The organism is Planotetraspora kaengkrachanensis (assembly GCF_016862895.1).
Classification (GTDB): Bacteria; Actinomycetota; Actinomycetes; order Streptosporangiales; family Streptosporangiaceae; genus Planotetraspora; species Planotetraspora kaengkrachanensis.
In genome coordinates this window covers 208995-228038 of the sequence record NZ_BONV01000010.1, presented here as the reverse complement: position 1 = coordinate 228038, position 19044 = coordinate 208995, and the positions used below count along the sequence as shown (strand labels likewise).

The 19044-nt window shown below is 68.3% G+C and carries 23 protein-coding genes and 1 other RNA gene; 11 read left to right on the top strand and 13 right to left on the bottom strand.

Annotated elements, in window-relative coordinates:
- Window positions 1–130: 130 nt before the first annotated feature.
- Genes menC through Pka01_RS14580 form a run of 4 tightly spaced genes read right to left on the bottom strand, consistent with a single transcriptional unit; the run spans window position 131 to window position 4201 of the window.
- Window positions 131–1234, bottom strand: coding sequence for an o-succinylbenzoate synthase (gene menC, locus Pka01_RS14595; RefSeq protein WP_203883256.1), 1104 nt, complete (start codon window positions 1232–1234; stop codon window positions 131–133).
- Complete coding sequence (locus tag Pka01_RS14590) at window positions 1231–2040, bottom strand: GNAT family N-acetyltransferase (RefSeq protein WP_239114980.1); 810 nt, start codon at window positions 2038–2040, stop codon at window positions 1231–1233. The genes menC and Pka01_RS14590 overlap by 4 nt, the downstream gene beginning before the upstream one ends.
- Window positions 2037–3155, bottom strand: coding sequence for a M20/M25/M40 family metallo-hydrolase (locus tag Pka01_RS14585; protein ID WP_203883255.1), 1119 nt, complete (start codon window positions 3153–3155; stop codon window positions 2037–2039). Before Pka01_RS14585 ends, Pka01_RS14590 begins: the two co-directional genes overlap by 4 nt.
- On the bottom strand, window positions 3152–4201 hold the full coding sequence (locus tag Pka01_RS14580; RefSeq protein WP_239114979.1) for a dipeptidase: 1050 nt from the start codon (window positions 4199–4201) through the stop codon (window positions 3152–3154). The genes Pka01_RS14585 and Pka01_RS14580 overlap by 4 nt, the downstream gene beginning before the upstream one ends.
- A 73-nt stretch (window positions 4202–4274) precedes the next feature.
- Here Pka01_RS14580 and Pka01_RS14575 point away from each other — a divergent pair, with 73 nt between their 5' ends.
- From Pka01_RS14575 to rnpB, 4 genes are all read left to right on the top strand, one after another.
- Window positions 4275–5111, top strand: a complete 837-nt coding sequence (locus Pka01_RS14575) for a Nif3-like dinuclear metal center hexameric protein (protein ID WP_203883254.1) — start codon at window positions 4275–4277, stop codon at window positions 5109–5111.
- A complete protein-coding gene (locus Pka01_RS14570; protein ID WP_203883253.1) occupies window positions 5108–5848 on the top strand; it encodes a zinc ribbon domain-containing protein in 741 nt (246 codons plus the stop codon). The genes Pka01_RS14575 and Pka01_RS14570 overlap by 4 nt, the downstream gene beginning before the upstream one ends.
- Window positions 5806–7110, top strand: coding sequence for a bifunctional RNase H/acid phosphatase (locus Pka01_RS14565; protein ID WP_203883252.1), 1305 nt, complete (start codon window positions 5806–5808; stop codon window positions 7108–7110). Before Pka01_RS14570 ends, Pka01_RS14565 begins: the two co-directional genes overlap by 43 nt.
- Window positions 7111–7172: 62 nt before the next feature.
- An RNA gene (gene rnpB / locus Pka01_RS14560) (RNase P RNA component class A) lies at window positions 7173–7561 on the top strand.
- A gap of 39 nt (window positions 7562–7600) precedes the next feature.
- Here the strand turns inward: rnpB and Pka01_RS14555 are convergent.
- Window positions 7601–7879 (bottom strand): tyrosine-type recombinase/integrase, encoded by a 279-nt coding sequence (locus tag Pka01_RS14555; RefSeq protein WP_203883251.1) that lies wholly within the window; start codon window positions 7877–7879, stop codon window positions 7601–7603.
- Between the two features lie 539 nt (window positions 7880–8418).
- Window positions 8419–8742: a VOC family protein gene (locus Pka01_RS14550; RefSeq protein WP_203883250.1), complete on the bottom strand. Its 324-nt coding sequence runs from the start codon at window positions 8740–8742 to the stop codon at window positions 8419–8421.
- A gap of 233 nt (window positions 8743–8975) precedes the next feature.
- Between Pka01_RS14550 and Pka01_RS14545 the strand changes: the two genes are divergently transcribed.
- Window positions 8976–9323, top strand: coding sequence for a hypothetical protein (locus tag Pka01_RS14545; RefSeq protein WP_203883249.1), 348 nt, complete (start codon window positions 8976–8978; stop codon window positions 9321–9323).
- Between the two features lie 228 nt (window positions 9324–9551).
- On the opposite strand, the gene Pka01_RS14540 is transcribed toward Pka01_RS14545, so the two are convergent.
- Together Pka01_RS14540 and Pka01_RS14535 are read right to left on the bottom strand one after the other, a co-directional pair.
- Window positions 9552–9752 (bottom strand): tyrosine-type recombinase/integrase, encoded by a 201-nt coding sequence (locus Pka01_RS14540; protein WP_203883307.1) that lies wholly within the window; start codon window positions 9750–9752, stop codon window positions 9552–9554.
- A gap of 90 nt (window positions 9753–9842) precedes the next feature.
- Window positions 9843–10316 carry a YcxB family protein gene (locus Pka01_RS14535; protein WP_203883248.1) on the bottom strand — a complete coding sequence of 158 codons (474 nt, stop codon included), beginning with the start codon at window positions 10314–10316 and terminating at the stop codon, window positions 9843–9845.
- Between the two features lie 295 nt (window positions 10317–10611).
- Here Pka01_RS14535 and Pka01_RS14530 point away from each other — a divergent pair, with 295 nt between their 5' ends.
- Window positions 10612–11307, top strand: a complete 696-nt coding sequence (locus Pka01_RS14530) for a class I SAM-dependent methyltransferase (protein ID WP_203883247.1) — start codon at window positions 10612–10614, stop codon at window positions 11305–11307.
- Window positions 11308–11493: 186 nt separating this feature from the next.
- Here Pka01_RS14530 and Pka01_RS14525 read toward each other — a convergent pair whose 3' ends face one another.
- From Pka01_RS14525 to Pka01_RS14515, 3 genes are all read right to left on the bottom strand, one after another.
- On the bottom strand, window positions 11494–11955 hold the full coding sequence (locus tag Pka01_RS14525) for a GNAT family N-acetyltransferase (RefSeq protein WP_203883246.1): 462 nt from the start codon (window positions 11953–11955) through the stop codon (window positions 11494–11496).
- Window positions 11956–12069: 114 nt separating this feature from the next.
- The gene (locus Pka01_RS14520; RefSeq protein ID WP_239114977.1) at window positions 12070–12378 is read right to left on the bottom strand and encodes a cupin domain-containing protein; all 309 of its coding nucleotides are present in this window, start codon (window positions 12376–12378) and stop codon (window positions 12070–12072) included.
- Window positions 12379–12483: 105 nt separating this feature from the next.
- Entirely contained in the window at window positions 12484–13989 is a 1506-nt protein-coding gene (locus tag Pka01_RS14515; protein ID WP_203883244.1) for an MFS transporter, read from the bottom strand.
- Between the two features lie 246 nt (window positions 13990–14235).
- On the opposite strand from Pka01_RS14515, the gene Pka01_RS14510 reads away from it, so the two are divergent.
- The 4 genes from Pka01_RS14510 to Pka01_RS14495 all read left to right on the top strand — a co-directional run bounded on the left by Pka01_RS14510 (window position 14236) and on the right by Pka01_RS14495 (window position 16971).
- Window positions 14236–14736, top strand: a complete 501-nt coding sequence (locus Pka01_RS14510) for a protein-tyrosine phosphatase family protein (protein WP_203883243.1) — start codon at window positions 14236–14238, stop codon at window positions 14734–14736.
- Window positions 14737–14987: 251 nt separating this feature from the next.
- Complete coding sequence (locus tag Pka01_RS14505) at window positions 14988–15158, top strand: hypothetical protein (protein ID WP_203883242.1); 171 nt, start codon at window positions 14988–14990, stop codon at window positions 15156–15158.
- A gap of 568 nt (window positions 15159–15726) precedes the next feature.
- The gene (locus Pka01_RS14500) at window positions 15727–16362 is read left to right on the top strand and encodes a DUF6058 family natural product biosynthesis protein (protein ID WP_239114976.1); all 636 of its coding nucleotides are present in this window, start codon (window positions 15727–15729) and stop codon (window positions 16360–16362) included.
- Between the two features lie 237 nt (window positions 16363–16599).
- Window positions 16600–16971, top strand: coding sequence for a VOC family protein (locus tag Pka01_RS14495; RefSeq protein ID WP_203883240.1), 372 nt, complete (start codon window positions 16600–16602; stop codon window positions 16969–16971).
- A 77-nt stretch (window positions 16972–17048) separates the two neighbouring features.
- Here the strand turns inward: Pka01_RS14495 and Pka01_RS14490 are convergent, their stop codons facing one another.
- Complete coding sequence (locus tag Pka01_RS14490) at window positions 17049–17627, bottom strand: SDR family NAD(P)-dependent oxidoreductase (protein ID WP_203883239.1); 579 nt, start codon at window positions 17625–17627, stop codon at window positions 17049–17051.
- Window positions 17628–17696: 69 nt separating this feature from the next.
- Window positions 17697–18161 (bottom strand): MarR family winged helix-turn-helix transcriptional regulator, encoded by a 465-nt coding sequence (locus tag Pka01_RS14485; protein WP_203883238.1) that lies wholly within the window; start codon window positions 18159–18161, stop codon window positions 17697–17699.
- A gap of 85 nt (window positions 18162–18246) precedes the next feature.
- On the opposite strand from Pka01_RS14485, the gene Pka01_RS14480 reads away from it, so the two are divergent.
- Window positions 18247–18894, top strand: coding sequence for an FMN-dependent NADH-azoreductase (locus Pka01_RS14480; RefSeq protein WP_203883237.1), 648 nt, complete (start codon window positions 18247–18249; stop codon window positions 18892–18894).
- Window positions 18895–19044: the final 150 nt, after the last annotated feature.

The following is a 19044-nucleotide window of genomic DNA, read 5'->3' as shown; positions in this document are numbered from 1 at the left end:
GTCCTAACCGACCATCCGTGCCACAAGTCCACCAGATCCCCCCGGTGATCAGATGACCACACTTGGCCGACCTGTCGCCAATTAAGGGAGATTCGATACTAAAAGCGGGCAAACCACCTTTAGGGTATCGCTAGCCTGCGAGCCATTCCACGGAGGTCGTCACCTCGTCGAGCACGGCCGGATCGGGGTCCACGCCGATCCCCGGGCCGGTGGGCACGTCGAGGTGCCCGTCGCGCAGTTCGAACGGCGCCGTGACGTCTCTCGCGAAGTATCTGCGCGACGCCGACGTGTCACCCGGCAGCGTGAACCCCGGAAGCGCGGCGAGGGCGACGTTGGCGGCGCGGCCGATTCCGGTCTCCAGCATGCCGCCGCACCAGACGGCGACGCCGTTCGCCCGGCACAGGTCGTGGATGCGCCGGGCCTCCAGATAACCGCCGACCCGTCCCGGCTTGATGTTGATCACCGAGCAGGCCTTGAGCGAGATCGCCGCGGCGGCGTGGGCAGCGGACTCGATCGACTCGTCGAGGCACACCGGCGTCCGCAGCCGCCGGGCCAGCTCGGCGTGCTGCACGAGGTCGTCGTCTGCCAGCGGTTGCTCGATCAGCAGCAGGCCGAACGCGTCGAGCTTGGCGAGATGGGCGGAATCGGTCAGCGTGTAGGCGGCGTTGGCGTCCACCTGGAGCAGCACGTCCCCGAAGCGCTCCCTGACGGCGCGGACCGGCTCGACGTCCCAGCCCGGCTCGATCTTGAGCTTGATCCGGACGTACCCCTCGGCGATGTAGCCGTCGACCGTGTCGAGCAGTTGCGGGATCGAATTCATGATCCCAACAGAGACGCCGCAGGGCACGGCGTCCCTCGACGCCCCGAGGAAGCGCGCGAACGACTCCCCGGAGGCCCGCAGCTGGGCGTCCAGCACGGCCGTCTCCAGAGCGGCCTTCGCCATCCGGTGCCCCTTCAGGGGCTCCAGCGCCTGGCCCACGCCGTACGCGTCGACGTGGTGCAGCGCCGTGAGCGCCGGGACCATGAAACGGCGCATCACGTCGGCAGCCCCGTCGACGTACTCGGGCGAGTACAGCGGCTCACCCATGGCGACGCACTCGGCCCAGCCCTCCGCCTCGGGCGTCACCACCCGCACCAGCAGCACGTCGCGGGAGTGCTCGGTCCCGAACGACGTGCGGAACGGCGCGACCAGCGGCATCGAGATCCGCCGCAGCTCGACTCCTGTGATCTTCATGTGCGCTCCACCACGTAGCAGCCGTCGGCCAGGCCCGTCACCCGGGCGCCCTGGGCCATCATCCCGCCCAGCACCTCTCGTACGGCGTGCCGCCACGCCTTGGCGAGCCCGGGATCACGCTGGCGGAGAGCCTCGATGTCCTCGGGGAGCGCGACGAGCACGACACGCGCGTCCGTCGGCCCGACCACCGGACGCCCCTCGTGCGACGCGACGCCGGCGACCGCGTCCGCCGGGACCTCCGGCCGGTACGGCCTGCCATCGCAGGCCTCCACGACGTGCGGATCGGTGAGCCGCCAGACGGCGAGCAGCCGGTCGGACTCGTCGCCCGCGTTGACCGCGTCGGTCATGGACCCGTAGAACTCCGGCAGGTACTCACTGGGGCGGGCCCCGAGCTTGGCCAGGTTGAAATAGGCGTTGCGCCGTACCAGCGGATCGTAGGTCCAGGTGATGACGCCGATTCCCCGGTCGAGCGCCCAGGCGCGCTGGTGGAGCTTCAGGGCGAACCCGGCGCCCCGCCTGACCGCGCCGGTGACGTGGGAGTGCAGCACCGTGCCGACGGGAGCGGCGAAGAATCCGGCCGACGCGCCCACGAGAGCCGTGCCGTCGTAGGCGCCGGCGACGTAGTTCCCCGCGTGGGACAGCGCCCGCATCATCTCGACGGTGATGGGCGGGTCGGTGGGATCGGGGTGCCAGATGTCGTCGAACAGCCTGGCCACCTGTACGAACGAGGGGATGTCATGCAGCTCGCGGAGCCGTACGCCGCTCCTGATCGCGGCGTCGGCGGCCTGCCGCCCCGCGGCGCTCACCGGGCACGCTCGCCGGCGAGCACATGGGAGGTCAGCGCCGCGACCAGGCGAGCCCGGACGGGCATCTCCGCGACGACGACGTGCTCCCCTGGCGCGTGGGCGCCCCCGCCCACGGCGCCGAGCCCGTCGAGCGTGGGACAGCCGACCCCTGCGGTGAAGTTGCCGTCGGAGCCGCCGCCCACCGAGACGCCGTCGAGGGCTCCCATGCCGAGGTCGCCGGCGATCCGTCCCGCGACCTCGAAGAGCTCAGCGGACGCGGACGCGTCGAGCGGCGGGCGGTTCGGGCCGCCGACGAGCTCCAGCCGGGTGCCCGGGGTCCTGGGCGTGAGGGCGCGCATCAGCTCGTCCACCCGGGCCTGCGCACGGGCGTCGGGAACGCGGACGTCGATGGCGACCCTGCCGATTGCGGGAACCGTGTTCGCGCTGGTCCCTGCGGACATCAGCGTCGGCGTGACCGAGACGAGGCCGGCCCGCGAGGAAGAATCGACGACGTCGGCGATGCCGGCGATCGCGAGGACCTGGTGGGCCAGCTCGACTCCGGCGTTGGCGCCCAGCTCGGGCTCCAGGCCGGCGTGGGCCGCCCGGCCGTGGACGACGAGCTCGTACCGGGAGACGCCCTTGCGCGCCGTCTTCAGCGCTCCGCCGTCGGCGCTGGCCTCCAGGACGAACGCCGCCTCGCAGGCCGCCGCGCCCTCCTCGATCAGCGGGCGGGACGTGGGGGAGCCGAGTTCCTCGTCGCCCACGACGAGCACGGCGACCCCGTCCGGCGACGGCAGCGAGGCCAGCGCGTGGAAGAGCTGCACCAGCCCAGCCTTCATGTCGAAGACCCCCGGCCCCCTGGCGATGCCGCCGGAGACCGACCAGGGATGTTCGCGCAGCGAGCCGATCGGCCAAACCGTGTCGTGATGGCCGAGCAGCAGCACCCGGGGTGTGCCGAACGTCCAGCGCAGGTGGGTGACCCCGCCGATCACCACCGTCTCGGGCTTCGCCTGGAGCATCCGGGTCCCCATCGCGGCGACCACCTCCGCGCTGCGCGCGACCGCGTCGTGGTCGCTCGAGTACGACTCGCAGACGACGAGCTCTTCGAGGTCGGCCAGCATGCCGTCGAGGTTCACGCGCGTCCCTGCCCCAGCTCGGCGCGGAACAGGCGGACCACGTTGCCGCCGACGATCTTGACGATCTCGTCGTCGGAGAAGCCGTGCTTGAGGAGGGCCTCGGTCACCAACGGCAGCCCGCGGGGCCCCTCGAGGCCGGGAATGGCCGCCGTCGCGTCGATCTCGCTGTAGCTGAAGCCCTCGCAGCACGGCGGGGTGAGGTCGACATGGACCTCTCTCATGAAATCGGGCCCGAGGCCGATGTGGTCGATGCCGGCGACGCCCGCGATGTGCTCGATGTGGTCGACCAGGTGGTCGACCGTGGCCGCGCGGGCGTCCATGGTCAGGAAGGCCGCCAGGAAGTTCACGCAGATCACACCGCCGCCGGCGGCGATCGCCCGGAGTTGGTCGTCGGTCAGGTTGCGGTGATGGTCGCGCAGCGCGCGTGCCGAGGAATGGGTGGCGATCACCGGCCGGGTCGCGAGCTCGAGGACGTGCCCGACCCCGGAGGCGCCCAGGTGGGACACGTCGAAGATCATGCCGAGGCGTTCCATCTCCTGGAGGGCCTCGACACCGTGACTGGTCAGCCGTGATCCGGTGCCGTCCTGCCCGCTCCCGTCCGCGAGAGCCGTACGGCCCCAGTGGGCGATGGAGGCGACGCGTACGCCGAGCCGGTGCATCGTCGAGACGAGCTCCACGCTCGCGTCGACGCCGGGCATGCTCTCCATGGCGAGCACCAGGGCGATCTTCCCGAGGGCGAGCGCCTGGTCGATCTCGGCGCCGTCGCGGCACAGGCGCACCGCGTCGGGGTTGCCCTCGGCCAGCACGTGGGCGCATTCGATCATGCGGAGCGTCTGGCGCAGCGCCCCCTCCGGGCGGTACGCGTCGTCGATGAACACCGGGAGGACCTGGACGTCGACGCCGCCCTCGACCAGCTGGGGCAACCACTGATCGCGGAAGAAGGAGGCCCATTTCTTCGGCGGGCGCGCGGACACCGCCATCAGGAGATCGTTGTGCGTGTCTGCGACGACCGCGTCCCTGTGGATGTCCTGCTGGTCAACGGGCACGTCGGGGTCCTCCCTTGCAGCCTGGTGTCACATGGACGTTACCTCGGTTTGCCGTTCTCGATAGTCTGCGCGGATGTCAACCTGCTCTCTCGCCGAGGTCGTCGCCGAACTCGAGGCGCGATACGACCCCGCCTGGGCCGAGACCTGGGACGCGGTGGGGCTCGTCTGCGGCGATCCCGCGCTGCCGGTACGGAAGGTCCTGTTCGCGGTGGACCCGGTCGCGGTGGTCGTCGACGAGGCGCTGGAATGGGGCGCCGACCTGATCGTCACGCACCACCCGCTCTATCTCCGGGGCACCACGAGCGTCGCGGCGACCACGTTCAAGGGCCGGGTGGTCCACCGGCTGATCAGGAACGACGTCGCGCTCTACACCGCCCACACCAACGCCGACGTCGCCGACCCCGGAGTCTCCGACGCGCTCGCCCGGGCCGTCGGGCTGAGCTCCGAGCTGCGGCCACTGCAGCCGTCGGCCGACGACCCGCGCCGCGGGCTCGGCCGGATCGGCCGGCTGCCCGCGCCCATGCCGCTCGGACGGTTCGCCGAACTCGCCGCGGCCGGTCTTCCCCGTACGGCACTGCGTGTGGCGGGCGACCCGGAGCGTATGGTCGAGACCGTCGCCGTGAGCGGGGGAGCGGGGGATTCGCTGCTCGCAGCGGCCCGGGCCGCCGGCGTGGACGTGTTCCTGACCGCGGACCTGCGCCACCACCCGGCCAGCGAGCACATGGAGGCGGGCGACCGGCCCGCGCTCATCGACGCCTCCCACTGGGCCACGGAATGGCCCTGGCTCGCCGACGCCGCCGCACATCTGACGTCGGCGATGGCGGCCAGGGGCATTAATGTTGAGGCGCGTATCTCCCGCGTCGTCACGGATGTATGGACGACCACAGACCTGGATCGAGGATGGGGATGAAGGCCGCACCCGAAGCACAGAGGCGTCTGCTCGATCTTTCCGAGCTGGATGCGGGGCTCGACCGGCTGAGGCATCGCCGTCGCACCCTGCCCGAACTCGCCGAGATCGAAGAGACGTCGAAGAGGCTCGCTCAGCTCGCCACCCAGGTGATCGCCGCCGAGACCGAGGCCGGTGACCTGTCGCGCGACCAGGCCAAGGCCGAGTCCGACGTGGACGCCGTGCGCATCCGGGCCGAGCGTGACCAAAAGCGGCTCGACTCCGGCCAGGTGTCCTCGCCCAAGGACCTGGCGAGCCTCCAGTCCGAGATCACCTCGCTCCACCGCCGCCAGGGCGACCTGGAGGAGGTCGTGCTGGAGATCATGGAGCGCCGCGAGGCCGTCGACACCCAGGTCTCCTCGCTCAAGTCCGAGCGGGACGAGGTGACGGCCGCGCTCGCCGCCTCGGGGGACCGGCGCGACGCCGCGTTCGCGGAGTTCGACAAGGAGACCGCCGAACTGCAGGGCAAGCGATCCGGGATCACCGACGACATCCCGGCGGACGTGCTCGGCCTCTACGAGAAGCTGCGCGACCAGTCCGGCACCGGAGCCGCGATGCTGCAGGGCGGCCGGTGCCTCGGGTGCCGCACCAGCCTGTCGATCGCCGATCTCAACCGGATCCGGGCCGCCGCCGCGGACGAGGTGGTCCGCTGCGAGGAATGCCGCCGGATCCTGGTCCGAACCCCCGAGTCCGGGCTGTGAGCTCGTTCGCCGTCGAGGCCGACGGCGGGTCGCGGGGCAACCCCGGCCCCGCGGGATACGGCGCCGTGGTGAAGGACGCCGACGGGCAGGTCGTCGCCGAGGCCGCCGAGTCCATCGGGCACGCGACGAACAACGTCGCCGAATACCGCGGGCTGATCGCCGGGCTTGAGGCGCTGGTCGCTCTCGGGGCCGAAGGCTCCGCCGTCACGGTGCGGATGGACTCCAAGCTGGTCATTGAGCAGATGGCCGGCCGGTGGAAGGTCAAGCACGAAGGACTGCGGCCGCTCGCGCTGGAGGCCGCCGCGCTCGCGCGGCGGTTCCGGGTGACGTGGACGTGGATCCCGAGAGAGAAGAACACCCACGCTGACCGGCTCGCCAACGAGGCGATGGACGCCGCGGCGCGAGGTGAGAAGTGGCAGGCCAAGACCCTCCCGGCCACGGGTTCGGCCACGAAGTCGGTCACCGGCTTGATCACCGGCTCAGGCACCGGCTCGGTCACGGATGCCGCCGCGGATTCCGCGGCAGGATTCTCCACGGGTTCCGCCGGCACCTCCGTGACGACGCGCGTCGAGCCATCCGAGACCGTCGCGTCCTCCGAGTCCTCGGAGAGCGGCGGCACCGGATGGATGGCGCGGCCGTCCCTCCGGCCCACTTCGCTGATCCTCCTGCGGCACGGCGAGACCCGGCTGTCGGTGGACAAGCGCTTCTCCGGTCTCGGCGACCCGTCTCTCACCGATGTCGGCCTGGCCCAGGCCGAAGCCGTCGCCTCCCGGCTGTCGCGCAAGCCGTACGAGATCGATGCGATCGTCAGCTCACCCCTGACGCGTGCCAGGCAGACCGCCGAGGCCGTGGCCGCGCGTACGGGTGTGGCCGTGTCGGTGGAGGAGGACCTCCGCGAGACGGACTTCGGCGCGTGGGAGGGGCACACGTTCGCCGAGATCCAGAAGCGGTGGCCGCGAGAGCTTGCGGCCTGGCTGGCCGACCCCGAGGTGGCTCCACCGGGCGGCGAGAGCTTCGCCACGACCGCCCTCCGGGTCGAGCGGGCCAGGGCGAGGATCATCGAGGCGCACCAGGGCAGGACCGTGCTCGTGGTGTCGCACGTGACGCCGATCAAGCTGCTCGTTCGGTCGGCCCTCGACGCCCCTCCGCAGGCGCTGTACCGGATGTACCTCGACCTGGCCTGCCTCTCGGTGATCGACTACTACGCCGACGGCCCCTGCGTGATGCGCTCCTTCAACGACACCGCGCACCTTCAGAGCTGAGCCGGGAGGCCGCTGTGGCGGGGGAGATCCGGCCGACCCGCTAGGCTTGTGAGTACGGCGGACGAGTCGGCCGGGCGGCCGCGTCGGGGCTTTCGGGCCCCGCCGAGGAAGGTCCGGGCTCCACAGAGCAGGGTGGTCGGTAACGCCGACCCGGGGTGACCCGCGGGACAGTGCCACAGAGAGCAGACCGCCCCTTCGGGGGTAAGGGTGAAAGGGTGGTGTAAGAGACCACCAGCGCCCACGGCGACGTGGGCGGCTAGGTAAACCCCACCCGGAGCAAGGTCAAGAAGGGGCGCCTCCTAGGAGGCGTTCCGCGCGCGACGTTCGAGGGCTGCTCGCCCGAGCCGCGCGGGTAGACCGCTTGAGGCCGCCGGCAACGGCGGTCCTAGATGGATGGCCGCCGATCGGCTCCGGCTGATCACAGAACCCGGCCTACAGGCCGACTCGTCCGCTGTTTCCCCGCCTGGGCTGGGGGTTCTTCCCGCCTCATTCATGATCGGCGGCATACTGGGGGCACATCGAGCGCGGAGCGGAACGCGTTGTCGAGCGCCGTACGAGCTCGTTCGAAGGCTTCCGGCACGAGGTGCCCGTAGAGGTCAACCGTCGTGGTGATCGACTCGTGGCCGAGCCATCGGGACACCTCGGAGATCGGAACGCCTTCGGCCAGAGCCGTACTCGCGAAGGTGTGCCGCAGATCGTTCGGCCGGTCCCGCCGGCGGCGGCGCACACCAACGCCGACAAGCGGCGTGAGCCATCGGATCGACGGCATAGCGGCTTGTGCCGATGAAGGTCTCTCCCCAATGGGTGAACGGTCATGGCCACGGGAAGGCACGGAGCCGAGCAGGCCCCGGAAGCCGATAGGCGACGCTGTGTGAGAGGAAGAAGGGAAGGGAGTGAGGAGGCGGGGAAGTGCCGGGGGAAGACCTCGGGGCTCCGCCCCGAACCCCGGGGCGCTCCAGCTCCGAGAGGGGACGCCCGCGCACCATGGCGGGCCGTAGATGGCTGAGGTGAAGGTCCTGATCGCCCGCCTGCCATCGACCCAGGCAGAGCCCAGCAGATCGACTCCTCCAGGTCAAGCCCGGCCGTGCACGTTGGGCAACCCAGCGCGCGAGGAAGGTCACCCGGGAACATGTACACGCGAGGCCAGGCTTGACCCTCCGTCGCCGGCCCGCTGCCGCTACGCGGTGGGACGACAGCAGACGAGAGATCAGGACAAGGCCCGCGCGTGCGGGAGCGCACATCACACTCGCAGGGGACATGAGACGGAGAAACGGTCCAAGACGCCGAGGGAAACGGTCACCCTGCTGATCAGGACATGCAAATGCAGAACTCGTTGCCTTCCGGGTCCTGCCAGACCTGCCAGAGGTTCTCCTGGATGTCTCCGGCCGGGGTGGCTCCGAGCTCGGCTGCTCGGGCGGTCGCCGCTGTGAAGTCATCGGCGACCAGATCACAGTGAATGCGGTTCTTGACGGTCTTCGGCTCTGAGACCAATTGAAGGGCCAGGTTGGGGCCAAGGCTGATCCAGCCGTCTTCTCGGCGGGTGATCGCCAGGTCGAGTAACTCGCTCCAGAAGCGGGCGAGCAAGTCAAGATCGGTGGCGTCGATGACGATCCCGTTGATGCGGATGCCCATCCTGTCCTCTCGCCGCAGTGACTGGTCGCCGATCAGGCGAGCAGGCTATCGCGGCACAGGTCAAGGTGAGTGACCAACTGCGTGATACGCCGACGGACGACGCTGGACACTGGCGGACGGGAGTGGACTACCTCCGCAGGTAGAGGCCCTGTAAGACCAGTTCGAACACCTGTTGCTGTTACCTGATCCACCAGGATTTGCGGCCGCGCACGGCGACGTGTGATTCTCGGCCCGTGAGCAGCTCAGACGACGAGGTTTGGCCGGCCTATCTCGAGCACACCCGCGAGCTCGCGGGACAGCTCCTTCGCGCGGACGACCCTTACGACGTTGGGCTGCAATTCATGGGCGACACGATCGAGGTCATCACCACCGGCGAGTACGCGTACGCGGTCAGCATGTACAACTTGTGGGGTGAGCTCACCGACTGGGTGGAGCTCAAGCCAGCCGAGGAAGACCTTGCCAAGGCCGAGATGGTTCGGGCCGCCCGCGAATGGCTGGCCCTGAATCCTCGGGACAGGGACGCTGTACGCAGGTACTTCGATCACTGGCTACACGAAGTCTTTCACCGCCATCAGTCGTAGCGTGATGCATCCGGCGGGGGCACTTTGGGGGCACATGGCACCGGAAAGTGCTGGCAGGCGAGACAACGAACGGAAGCGTCATCGCAGGTCGCTTCGGAGGTGGAGCGAAAGCGTGCAGGTGGGGAGGGTGCGGAATTTGTACCCGGCCTACAGGCCGACTCGTCCGCTGTTAAGTCTCTGACCTGTGTCTATGCGGCTACTTGAGGCTGCTGTTCCGCTGCTGTTCCGTCAGTGCTGCGGTGACCATGGCTTCGACGGCACTCTACCGAGGTCTTCATCATCCGGAAACAGGTGCCCGTAGGTGTCCATGGTCTTGGCGATTGTGGCGTGGCCAAGACGCGTCTGGATGACTTTCGGATTCAGGTTCGCCCGGATGAGATTCGACGCGTAGAAGTGCCTGAGGTGGTGAAAGCGGGTGCCTTTGGGCAGGTCGGCCCTCTGTTGCTCCGTCGTGGGTCGACGAAAAACGGGGTGGCGAAGGCCGCCTGGTCTATGAATCCGATGGGATGGCCGTCACTCTCAGGCGTGCTGCAACCTGTCGACGAATGCGGCGAACTCGGCCCGCTGCTCATCGGCCATCGAGCCCTTCGGGATCGTGACCGCCTGGTACTTGCCGAACATGATGTACCAGACCTCGGGGGTCTCGACGACGCGACCGAGGCCGGCCCACCGAAACCGCGACTCAGCGAGCGGGTAGACCACGGTGACCCACTCGTCGTCCAGAGTCACGTGAAACCCGTCCTTGATGACGTCGGACTGCGCACGCATGGACTGAGCCATCGCGATCGGTGCGACCGCGACCGCGAACAGCAGTCCAAGGATCATGGCCAGGTAGGCGATCGGGTCCGAGGGATCCATTGCCACCAGGACGAGGCCGAGGACGATCAGCACTCCGCCCATGATGCGGATGAGTTTCAGCTGCGGACGGAGGAGGAACCGGAGTGTTCGCCGTAGCCGTTTCTCATCGTGGGGGACCTGCATGGAAATTTGCACCGTCGCATCCTAGATCGAGCGCTGGGTACTGATCATGCATGGGCCCTACGCCCCTCGACTTCGAGCTCGACGATGAAGCCTTTGCCCCAGGTCGCGATCAAGGGCTAATCAGAACTGCGACGTGTGATCCCGCGTGGTGGAGCGGCGGCAGTTCCACCTTGGCGACGGCGTTCTGCGGACTGACCGAGCGTCGCACCGTCGCAGAGCCTGCAGGAGGACACGTCCCTGAACACCATCCACCGTCTCAACTGGAACTCAATGGAGACGTGGCGTGTGGGCGCGTCATGATGACCCGGTGCACAGGGCGACCGCTTATCACGACGCACTCGGCGACTTCTTCGCGAAGAACGCGGATACGAGCCCGTACAACGCCTACACGGACAGACCTGCCATGTTGCAACTGGCGGGCGATGTCTCCGGGGCCAGAATCCTGGACGTCGGCTGTGGAGCAGGCCACTATGCGGCCGAACTCTCGGCCCGCGGCGCCCAGGTGGTCGGCATCGAGGGCAGCGCCACGTTGCTGCGCCATGCACGAGCACGCGTGAACGGGCAAGCAGAACTACTTCTCCATGATCTGGAAGAGCCACTCGGTTTCGCCGCTGACGCGTCGTTCGACGGGGCGGTCTGCGCCCTCGTACTCCATCACGTGAGGAACCGCGCGCAACTGCTGGATGAACTGCGCTGCGCCCTGCGCCCGGGGGCATGGCTGCTCGTATCGACCACTCACCCAACAGCCGACTGGCGGCGCTTCGGCGACTCGTACTTCAGTCAGGACTGGAGCGACCTGCCTGTCGCGGATGGCAGTTTCGCGATCCACTACCAGCGGATGCCGTTGGAGACGTTCTTGGGCGAGCTCCTGACCGCCGGGTTCGTGCTGGAGCAACTGATCGAACCCCGCCCCGCGGTCGGCCTTCGGGACATCGACGAAGCCGCCTACGACAAGCTTCATCAAGCGCCATGCTTCATCGCGGTGAAGCTGAGACGTCCTTGAGCGCAAACGGAGGCGGCCGGGCCCGGGCGATGGCCGCCTCCCTTGGCTGGGGTGCGGAGTCACAGCCAAGGAGTGTTCGACGTCATGTCGACCGCCGGCGTCCCCGATTCGCTGGACTCTGTCGTTACTGAATGCGGCGGCCCGTGATGTCCGCGCGAGCCGGCCGACACCCTGGACACGCAGAAGTCAGGTGACGACCTTGCCGATTTCGCCGGTCATCCAGATCAGGCGCTCACCGTTGTGATCGAACTCGTGCCGGCTGACCATGCCCATCCGCTGGTAGAAGCCCTCGGCGCGCGGCTCCGCTCCGACGCCGAGCAGACGTGCGCCCAGGGTGACCGCGCGCTGGACCAGGTGACTCCACAACAGGCGCCCGACCCCCGTGCCGATGAACGGCCGATCAACGAAGAACAGGCCGATTCCCAGGTAGTCCTCGTGCTCGTTGAGCGTGTAGAAACCGATGGGGACGCCGTCCTTCTCGGCGACCGTCGCATGGCGAGACGCGATGTCCTCGGCCGTGAGCTCCGGCGTCACGGCGGGAACGTCCGCCACGCGTCCGCCCACCCAATGCGACTTCGACCGCAGGAGCAGCCCATCAAGGAACGGAAGTTCCTCCAGCCGGGCTGGGCGGATCGAGACGCGTTCCATGCCACGAGCGTGGCATCCGCCAGACATGGTGTCATCGGGAATTCTCGCGACGAGCTGATGACGGCGGCCAGGTGGCGACGGCCCGTGCTGGACGGTTCCGCGACGCCCGTTTGTCTAGGCCTCGGTCCGCTTCTCCAGCCGGCTGCCACGCGGCAGGGTGACGGCCATGATGTTGCTGGGAATGTCCAGCTTGATGCGGTGCCATCTGCCGCGCGGGACGATGGCGGCCGTTCCGGCCGTCAGCCTGATCTCTTCCTCCTGCTGTCCCGGCTGCTCCGGCCGGAGGTAGAGCCGTATCTTCCCGATGAGGCACGACACGATCTCCTCGGCCTCGGGGTGGACCTCCCAGTGGTCGGCGTGTACGTCGGCGTCGGTCCTCGCGTAGAAGGCCGTCAGCTGCCAACCGTCCTGGTCGGAATCCATTCGTCTTTTCTGGGTGTGAATCCTGCCGCCTTGGTGAAGGCGGATGCGGGACGAGAAGAGATCGATCGGGGTGACGGTCATGTCGATGCGACCTTCCTGTGGCGTTCAGTCCTGGACGGGAAGCAAGTCGCGGTCATCGGTCTGCTCGGCCGGTGACGGCGGGCGGGTCCCGCGCAGGACGGTGAGGGCGATGAGGACGGCTGCGACCAGGAGCGCGGCGCTGAGCGTCAGGCCGAGTGCGTACCCGTCGTTGAGGGCCTCGGGCGTGACGGCCTCGCCGGTGCGGTTGTGCGCGGCGGTGCCGAGGACGGCCAGCCCGAGCGAGGCGCCGATCTGGCGTGAACTGTTGAGCAGGGCCGATGCGGTGCCGGTCTCGTGCGAAGCGACACCGGTGGTGGCGGTGGAGACGACCGGTCCGAGGCAGAGGCCGAAGCCGATGCTGGCGACGATCGAAGGCCCCAGGACGTCGGTGGCGAAGGAGCCGTCTGCGCTGATCATGCCCATCCAGGCCAACCCGGCCGCGGTGAGCAGTCCACCGACGACCAGAAGGGTGCGCGGTGCGAGACGGTAGCCGAGTTTGACGGCGAGCACGGAGCCGACGATCACACCGAGGGCGAACGGCAGGAACTCGATCCCGGTCAGGGCCGGCCCGACCCCGAGCACTCTTTGCAGATACAGGGACGCGAAGTAGGAGGCTGCGGTGATGGCTGCGCCGACCAGGATGTTGTAGGCGTTCGCGCCGGCGACCGAATGGTTGGCGAACAGTCCGAGCCGGATCAACGGTTCGCGGGCGGTGACCCGCTCGACGCGGATGAACGCGATGAGCAGAGCGGCGGCGGCCGCCAGGGTCGTCACGGTGACCGGCGAGGTCCACGAATACTGGTCGGTGCGGACGATGCCGAACACCAGCAGGGTCATGCCGGCCGTGGCCAGGACGGCGCCGAGGACGTCCGGGCGGCCCCGTCGCACCGTCGACGGGCCGGCGGAGACGCTCCACCAGACCATGAACAGCGAGATCACGGCCATCGGCACGTTCACGAACATCACCCAGCGCCAACCGGCGTACTCAGTGAGCAGACCGCCTATCAGGACGCCGAAGGCGGCCCCGGCGGCGTTCACCGCGCTCCAGATGCCGTAGGCCCGGACGCGGGCCCTGCCCGCAGGGAACGTCGCGGCCAGCAGCGCCAACGCGGCCGGAGCCAGCGCGGCGGCCCCGACGCCCTGTACGGCACGGGCGGCGACAAGATGGCCGGGTTCCTGGGCGAAGCCGCCGGCGAGCGAGGCGAGGCCGAACAGGCCGAGCCCGAGCAGCAGGAGCCGCCTGCGACCGTATCGGTCGGCGGCCTTGCCGCCCAGTAGGAGCAGTCCGCCGAAGGTGAGCGCGTAGGCGTGGATCACCCAGGTCAGCCCCACTGCGCTGAACCCGAGGCCGGCGGCGATCTGGGGAAGTCCGACGTTAACGACCGACAGATCCAGCGACACCATGAACTGCACGACGGCGACCGCGGCGAGGATGATCCCCGGACGGGCGCCCGGCTCGATGCCGACGCTTCCGGCTGTTGACCGTCCGCCTGTTCGGGGGCCGATGGATGTGCCGAGGGGGGTTCTCATGACCGAAATCGTCGTCCAGCGACTGTTCAGAAGCGTCGCACGAGCGAAGTGATCCGCCGCTACCGCGCCGGGATCAACGACCTATCGGACTACGACGCCGGAAGTACGCGCCCTGCCGGTGGCACCTCTGAACCACCACTGAACCTTCGCCAAATCATCTGGATCGGCCGCGAATGTAGGGTGAATCGCGGGAGATGCTGATCCGCCCGTCCGTACCTGGCGGGCCATGTTGACGGTGAGGTGCAGATGCGCATCGAGGGCCGGGGCGCACCCTATGCCGACTTCCCCTGGAACGAGATCGTTCCTGGTCTGTTCATGGGCGGACATCACTACCGCGACTCGTCCGGTGGCCTGCTTCCGGTGGTCGTCGGGAGTGAATTCGATGTGGTCGTCAGCCTTTATCGCCGTGACGGGCATGGCCCAGCTGAAGCAGTCGTCCACCGCTGTTGTGAGATCCCGGACGGACCGCTCACATCCCGGCAGCTCGCGGAGGTCGTGGAACTCGGGGAGTTCGCAGCAGCAGCCGTGCGGGAAGACCGCAAGGTCCTGGTTCGCTGCCAGGCCGGCTACAACCGGTCGGGTCTCGTCATCGTCCAGGCGCTCCTGACCCTCGGATACTCCCTGGATGACGCGATGTTCCTCGTCCGCAACCGCCGTTCGAAGTGGGCTCTGAGTAATCACTTGTTCGTCAACTACCTGACGACGGGGCTCGGCGTCGCCGGGTTGCTCGTCGGGCTCGACGACTGAAGCGCGTTGCGAGAAATCAGGCTCTTCGCCGCAGGATGGTGGGGTGTCTCGGACTTAACAGAGATTCGGCGCATCTCGAGTGGAGCGCATGAGATCATCCTGCCGTGATGGGCACTGATGAGGGCCACATTGTGCGCGCTCCTCTTGAAGAGGTGGCAGTCGCTTTCGCGGTCTTACATGCCGGGCTGCTCGCCTTGTGTCCATGGGTCTTTCGTGATTGGTTCCCCTCGCCTCGATGGCCCATGGTCGCCATGGCTGTGGGGGTGCTGATCGGCGGTGCCGGAATCGGACGGCATGTGGCACGGCCGTACGGTCGTGGATATCTCCGGTTCGGAGCGGCTGTCGGATTCTGGCTGGCCAGCCTGGTCGTGTTCGTCGGTGGATACATGTTCATGGGCATTGTGGCCTTCATGTACATGTAGGTTTCGCGCTCGAAACCTGTTTCTCCGACCGATGCCCCACCGCGCGACCACGTGCAGGAATGCCCTTCCGGCACCCTCTCCAGGCGTGAGGGTCGGCGACGTCGAGCGGGACCGACGAGGCTAGTCCTGGTGGGCTTCTTCCGCTTCGACTGCTCCAGGGCGTCCGGCTGCGATCGATGAGATCGCCGCCTCAATCCGGAGGCCGACACCGATCACGGCGAGCACGACGATTGCGAGAGCCGACCAGTCCCGAGGCGCCTGCGTATGAAGAACGATGAGCAGCAAAGCGACCGTAAGGGCTAGATTCCCGACTCCCCGTACGGTTCCCGAATCGCCCGCATTGCTCTGTATTGGCATGGTCATCGACTATAGAGATCTTTCGCGCAGGATTTCTGCCGGTCGCCGTATTCCACCTGTCCCGGCCGGGAGCCGGCCGGTGACGGCGGCGGGACGCCAACGGGTGTCGACGCGCCTGCATGATTCGATCAGGGCCGAAATGGTCCATGGCTAGCGTGCGGAGCACGTTGTGCGGAGTCTCCGCGCGGGTGACGGCGAAAGGCCAATCGTGATGAAGACGGACCTGAAACTGCGGCTTGCCGAGCGGTTCCTGGAGGTCAACGGACACCATCCGATGTCCGACGCCGACGACGCCTACGTCAGCGTGCAGTTCGTCGTCCTTGAGGAACTGTGCGCGGCACGCGGCCGCGATGCCGACGAGGTCCGCCAGTTGATGCTGGAGCGGCGCCTGCCGCTTCCCGGCTACCTCCGCTCCGACGGCGCCGAGATGGTTCCGGCCGACCTGTTCGCTCTCACGGAACAGGCGGGCGGCATGGACCGGCTCGAAACCTGGTTCACCGACTACTGGGCCGACCATGCTGTGGCACGGGACGAGTGGAGCTCCTACTTGAGCGGGCAATATGTGTGTCTGCACTCGGTCACCCCGGCCAACATCCAGCGCAAGGGTTACCTGACGAGCGCGATCAAGGCCGCGCCGGACGAGCCGGATGCCGGGTCAGCGCAGTGGTCCGAGCGCCTGCACGCTCTGATCGACGAACTCGATGCATTGGAACCCGAGTTCGCGGCCTACGATCGCCTCCGATTCGACGGTCCCACGTCCCGCGACACCTGCATCGTCGAGATGCGCACACGGTTTCCGCGCCCTGAGCCGGACAACACCGGTCACAGGTCCACATTCCATTCCTGAGGGAGAGCGCCGCCGCAGAAGACGCATACGAAGTCGCCCTCGCGCACGATGTTGTGTTCCCGGCAATCAGGACAGCGCCGGAAGGTAGGCGCGTCTGTGGACGTTCATGCGGTTCAACCTAAATCACCCGTGTGCCGAGAGTTCGGGCACGCGGCTACGGGAATCGCCGGCTGTGTACGGCCATTGGAAAAGAGCCTGCGCCCTGCGTGGCCTCAGCGTGTCTGACACAATGGCCGAATGCTTGATCATTTAGCTATTCAATGCGCCGACGTGGCCGCCAGCGCCGCGTTCTACGACGCCGTGCTCGCCCCGCTCGGCGGTCGGCGTCTGATGGATTTCGGCAGTGTGATCGGCTATGGCGTCGCGCAGAAACCCGACTTCTGGCTCGGGCAGAAGGCGACGGGTGACGGCTTCCGCGAGTCGCACATCGCGTTCGCCGCACCCGATCGGGCTGCGGTGAATGAATTCTTCAGAATCGCGGTCGACGCCGGTGCCGAGATTCTGCATGAGCCGCGCGTATGGCCCGAGTATCACGCGGGTTACTACGGCGCCTTCGTGCGCGACCCGGACGGCAACAACGTCGAGGCCGTCTGTCACCTCCCCGAGTGAGCCGCCCTCCGCGCTCACGCGATTCGCGGTGCGGATAGGGCGAGCCGCGGCCGGGTGCGGTCCCTTCGGCGTCGCGGTCAGCGGCCGATCAGTTCCAGGGAGACCTCCCACAGTCGCTCGGCGGCGACGGGGTCGAGGGCATGGGCGCGCACGCCGCTTTCCGCATGCAGGTCCGCCGTGAGTTCGGCTACGTCGTTGTCCTCGAAGTACCGTCCGCCGACTCCCGCGACGAGCGGGGACGCGGCGAACAGCACGGAGGTGGACGCGCCCTGCTCGGGGGTCTTCCAGTCGTAGTTGTCGAAGATCTCCTGGGCCGCCGCGCTGGTCTGGTGGCGCTGGAGGCCGGTGCGGATGCCGCCGGGCAGGAGGGCGTTGGCCGTGATGCCGTCGGCCGCCCAGCGCCTGGCCGCCTCGACCGCGAGCAGGACGTTGGCGGTCTTCGACTGGCCGTACGCCGACCATCCCTCATACGGCCGCCGCTCGAACATGATGTCGTCGAAGGCGATCGGCGACACGCGGTGCGCGTTCGAGCTCACCGAGACGATCCGGGCGTCTCCGGACTGGGCGAGGGCGTCGTGGAGGCGGAGCGCGAGGGCGAAATGCCCGAGGTGGTTCGTGGCGAACTGGAGCTCCCAGCCCTCCTTCGTCCGGTGCAACCCTTGGCGTGAATCACCGCAACCCCGCCCTCCCGTCCGCGCTGCCGACAGGAGGGCGTCGAAAAGGGCCTAGTCGATCGCGGCCACGCAGCCGTCGTCGCCGGTGCCGAGAGCCTGCTGGAGCAGCCCGTAGAGCGCCTCCCGCTGTGCGTCGCTCAGCGCCGCGAACACTTCGTCCTCGACCGCCGCGAGCGCGAACTCCGCCTTGGCGAGCCGCTTGGCGCCGGCGTCCGTGAGCTCGACGACGTGGCGGCGGCGGTCTTCTGGCGAGCGCCGCCGTGCGATCAGATTCTCGGCTTCGAGGTCGTTCAGCAGGCCGACGATGTTCGTCCCGTCAATCTCCAGTGTGGTCGCGAGCGCCTGTTGCGTGCAGCCACCGCGGTCCCGCAGCACCGTGAGGGCGATGAGGTGGCGGACACGAAGGCCGAGCGGCGCCAGCACCGACTCGGAGCGCAGACGCACACGGCGGGCCAGCTGGTCGAGCAGCGCGCCTGACCGATGCACCGGCTGGTTGACGACGGGCAGGGAGGCCATGGGGTCGATTCTAGCCGAGTTGACGTTCCATGCATGGAGCGCTAATCATTGATGCAACACAAACCATCTATGGAAGGTCAGTGATATGACTCACCTGTTGCACATCGACTCGAGCATCCAGGGCGACCGATCCGTCAGCCGTAAGCTCAGCGCCCGCGCCGCCGCCGTATGGCAGGCCAGGCATCCCGGCGGGACCGTCACGTACAGGGACCTGGGCGTTGAACCTCTGCCGCACCTCGACGCGGCCGGGGGACTGGCCAGGATGATTCCGCCTGATCAGCACACGCCCGCGCAGGCGGCGTCGTGGGCACTCACCGAGGTGCTCGTCAACGAGGTGAAGGAGGCCGACGCCATCGTGCTCGGGCTCCCGCTGTACAACTACGGGGCGCCGAGCAGCGTCAAGGCCTGGGTGGACCACATCATCGCCGGCGGGCTGTCGTTCGACCCCGCGACCATGACCGGCCTGCTCGGCGGACGCGACTTCGTCGTGGTCGCCAGCCGGGGCGGCGGTTACACCCCGGGCGCGCCTCGTGAGGGCTGGGACCACGCCGAGCCGTGGCTGCCGCACGGCCTCTCCGTCACCGGACTGGAGCCGCGCTTCATCGCGGCCGAACTCACGCTCGCGGAGGTCACGCCCGCCATGGCCGAGCTGATCCCGCTGGCGAACAAGAGCCTCGCCGCAGCGGAGCAGGAGATCGACGGACTGTGGTCCCCGGAGCCCGTGCTGGTCTGAGCCGGGCACTCGCCCTCGGTCATGGGTGACCGGTACGGCGGCCTCGTGGACGGCGAGGTCGCCGTACCGGCTTGTCGTCCGGAGGGGCGTCATCTGATGACAGACCGATCTCGGCTGAATCCGGAGGCAACCTTTTGACGTGATCATGCG

Excerpts from the sequence above, each read along its gene's own strand:
- menC (WP_203883256.1), bottom strand. The coding sequence starts at position 1,234 with ATGAAGATCACAGGAGTCGAGCTGCGGCGGATCTCGATGCCGCTGGTC.
- Pka01_RS14575 (WP_203883254.1), top strand. The coding sequence starts at position 4,275 with ATGTCAACCTGCTCTCTCGCCGAGGTCGTCGCCGAACTCGAGGCGCGA.
- Pka01_RS14570 (WP_203883253.1), top strand. The coding sequence starts at position 5,108 with ATGAAGGCCGCACCCGAAGCACAGAGGCGTCTGCTCGATCTTTCCGAG.
- Pka01_RS14565 (WP_203883252.1), top strand. The coding sequence starts at position 5,806 with ATGCCGCCGGATCCTGGTCCGAACCCCCGAGTCCGGGCTGTGAGCTCG.
- Pka01_RS14555 (WP_203883251.1), bottom strand. The coding sequence starts at position 7,879 with ATGCCGTCGATCCGATGGCTCACGCCGCTTGTCGGCGTTGGTGTGCGC.
- Pka01_RS14550 (WP_203883250.1), bottom strand. The coding sequence starts at position 8,742 with ATGGGCATCCGCATCAACGGGATCGTCATCGACGCCACCGATCTTGAC.
- Pka01_RS14525 (WP_203883246.1), bottom strand. The coding sequence starts at position 11,955 with ATGGAACGCGTCTCGATCCGCCCAGCCCGGCTGGAGGAACTTCCGTTC.
- Pka01_RS14520 (WP_239114977.1), bottom strand. The coding sequence starts at position 12,378 with ATGGATTCCGACCAGGACGGTTGGCAGCTGACGGCCTTCTACGCGAGG.
- Pka01_RS14515 (WP_203883244.1), bottom strand. The coding sequence starts at position 13,989 with ATGAGAACCCCCCTCGGCACATCCATCGGCCCCCGAACAGGCGGACGG.
- Pka01_RS14510 (WP_203883243.1), top strand. The coding sequence starts at position 14,236 with ATGCGCATCGAGGGCCGGGGCGCACCCTATGCCGACTTCCCCTGGAAC.
- Pka01_RS14505 (WP_203883242.1), top strand. The coding sequence starts at position 14,988 with ATGGCTGTGGGGGTGCTGATCGGCGGTGCCGGAATCGGACGGCATGTG.
- Pka01_RS14500 (WP_239114976.1), top strand. The coding sequence starts at position 15,727 with ATGAAGACGGACCTGAAACTGCGGCTTGCCGAGCGGTTCCTGGAGGTC.
- Pka01_RS14495 (WP_203883240.1), top strand. The coding sequence starts at position 16,600 with ATGCTTGATCATTTAGCTATTCAATGCGCCGACGTGGCCGCCAGCGCC.
- Pka01_RS14485 (WP_203883238.1), bottom strand. The coding sequence starts at position 18,161 with ATGGCCTCCCTGCCCGTCGTCAACCAGCCGGTGCATCGGTCAGGCGCG.
- Pka01_RS14480 (WP_203883237.1), top strand. The coding sequence starts at position 18,247 with ATGACTCACCTGTTGCACATCGACTCGAGCATCCAGGGCGACCGATCC.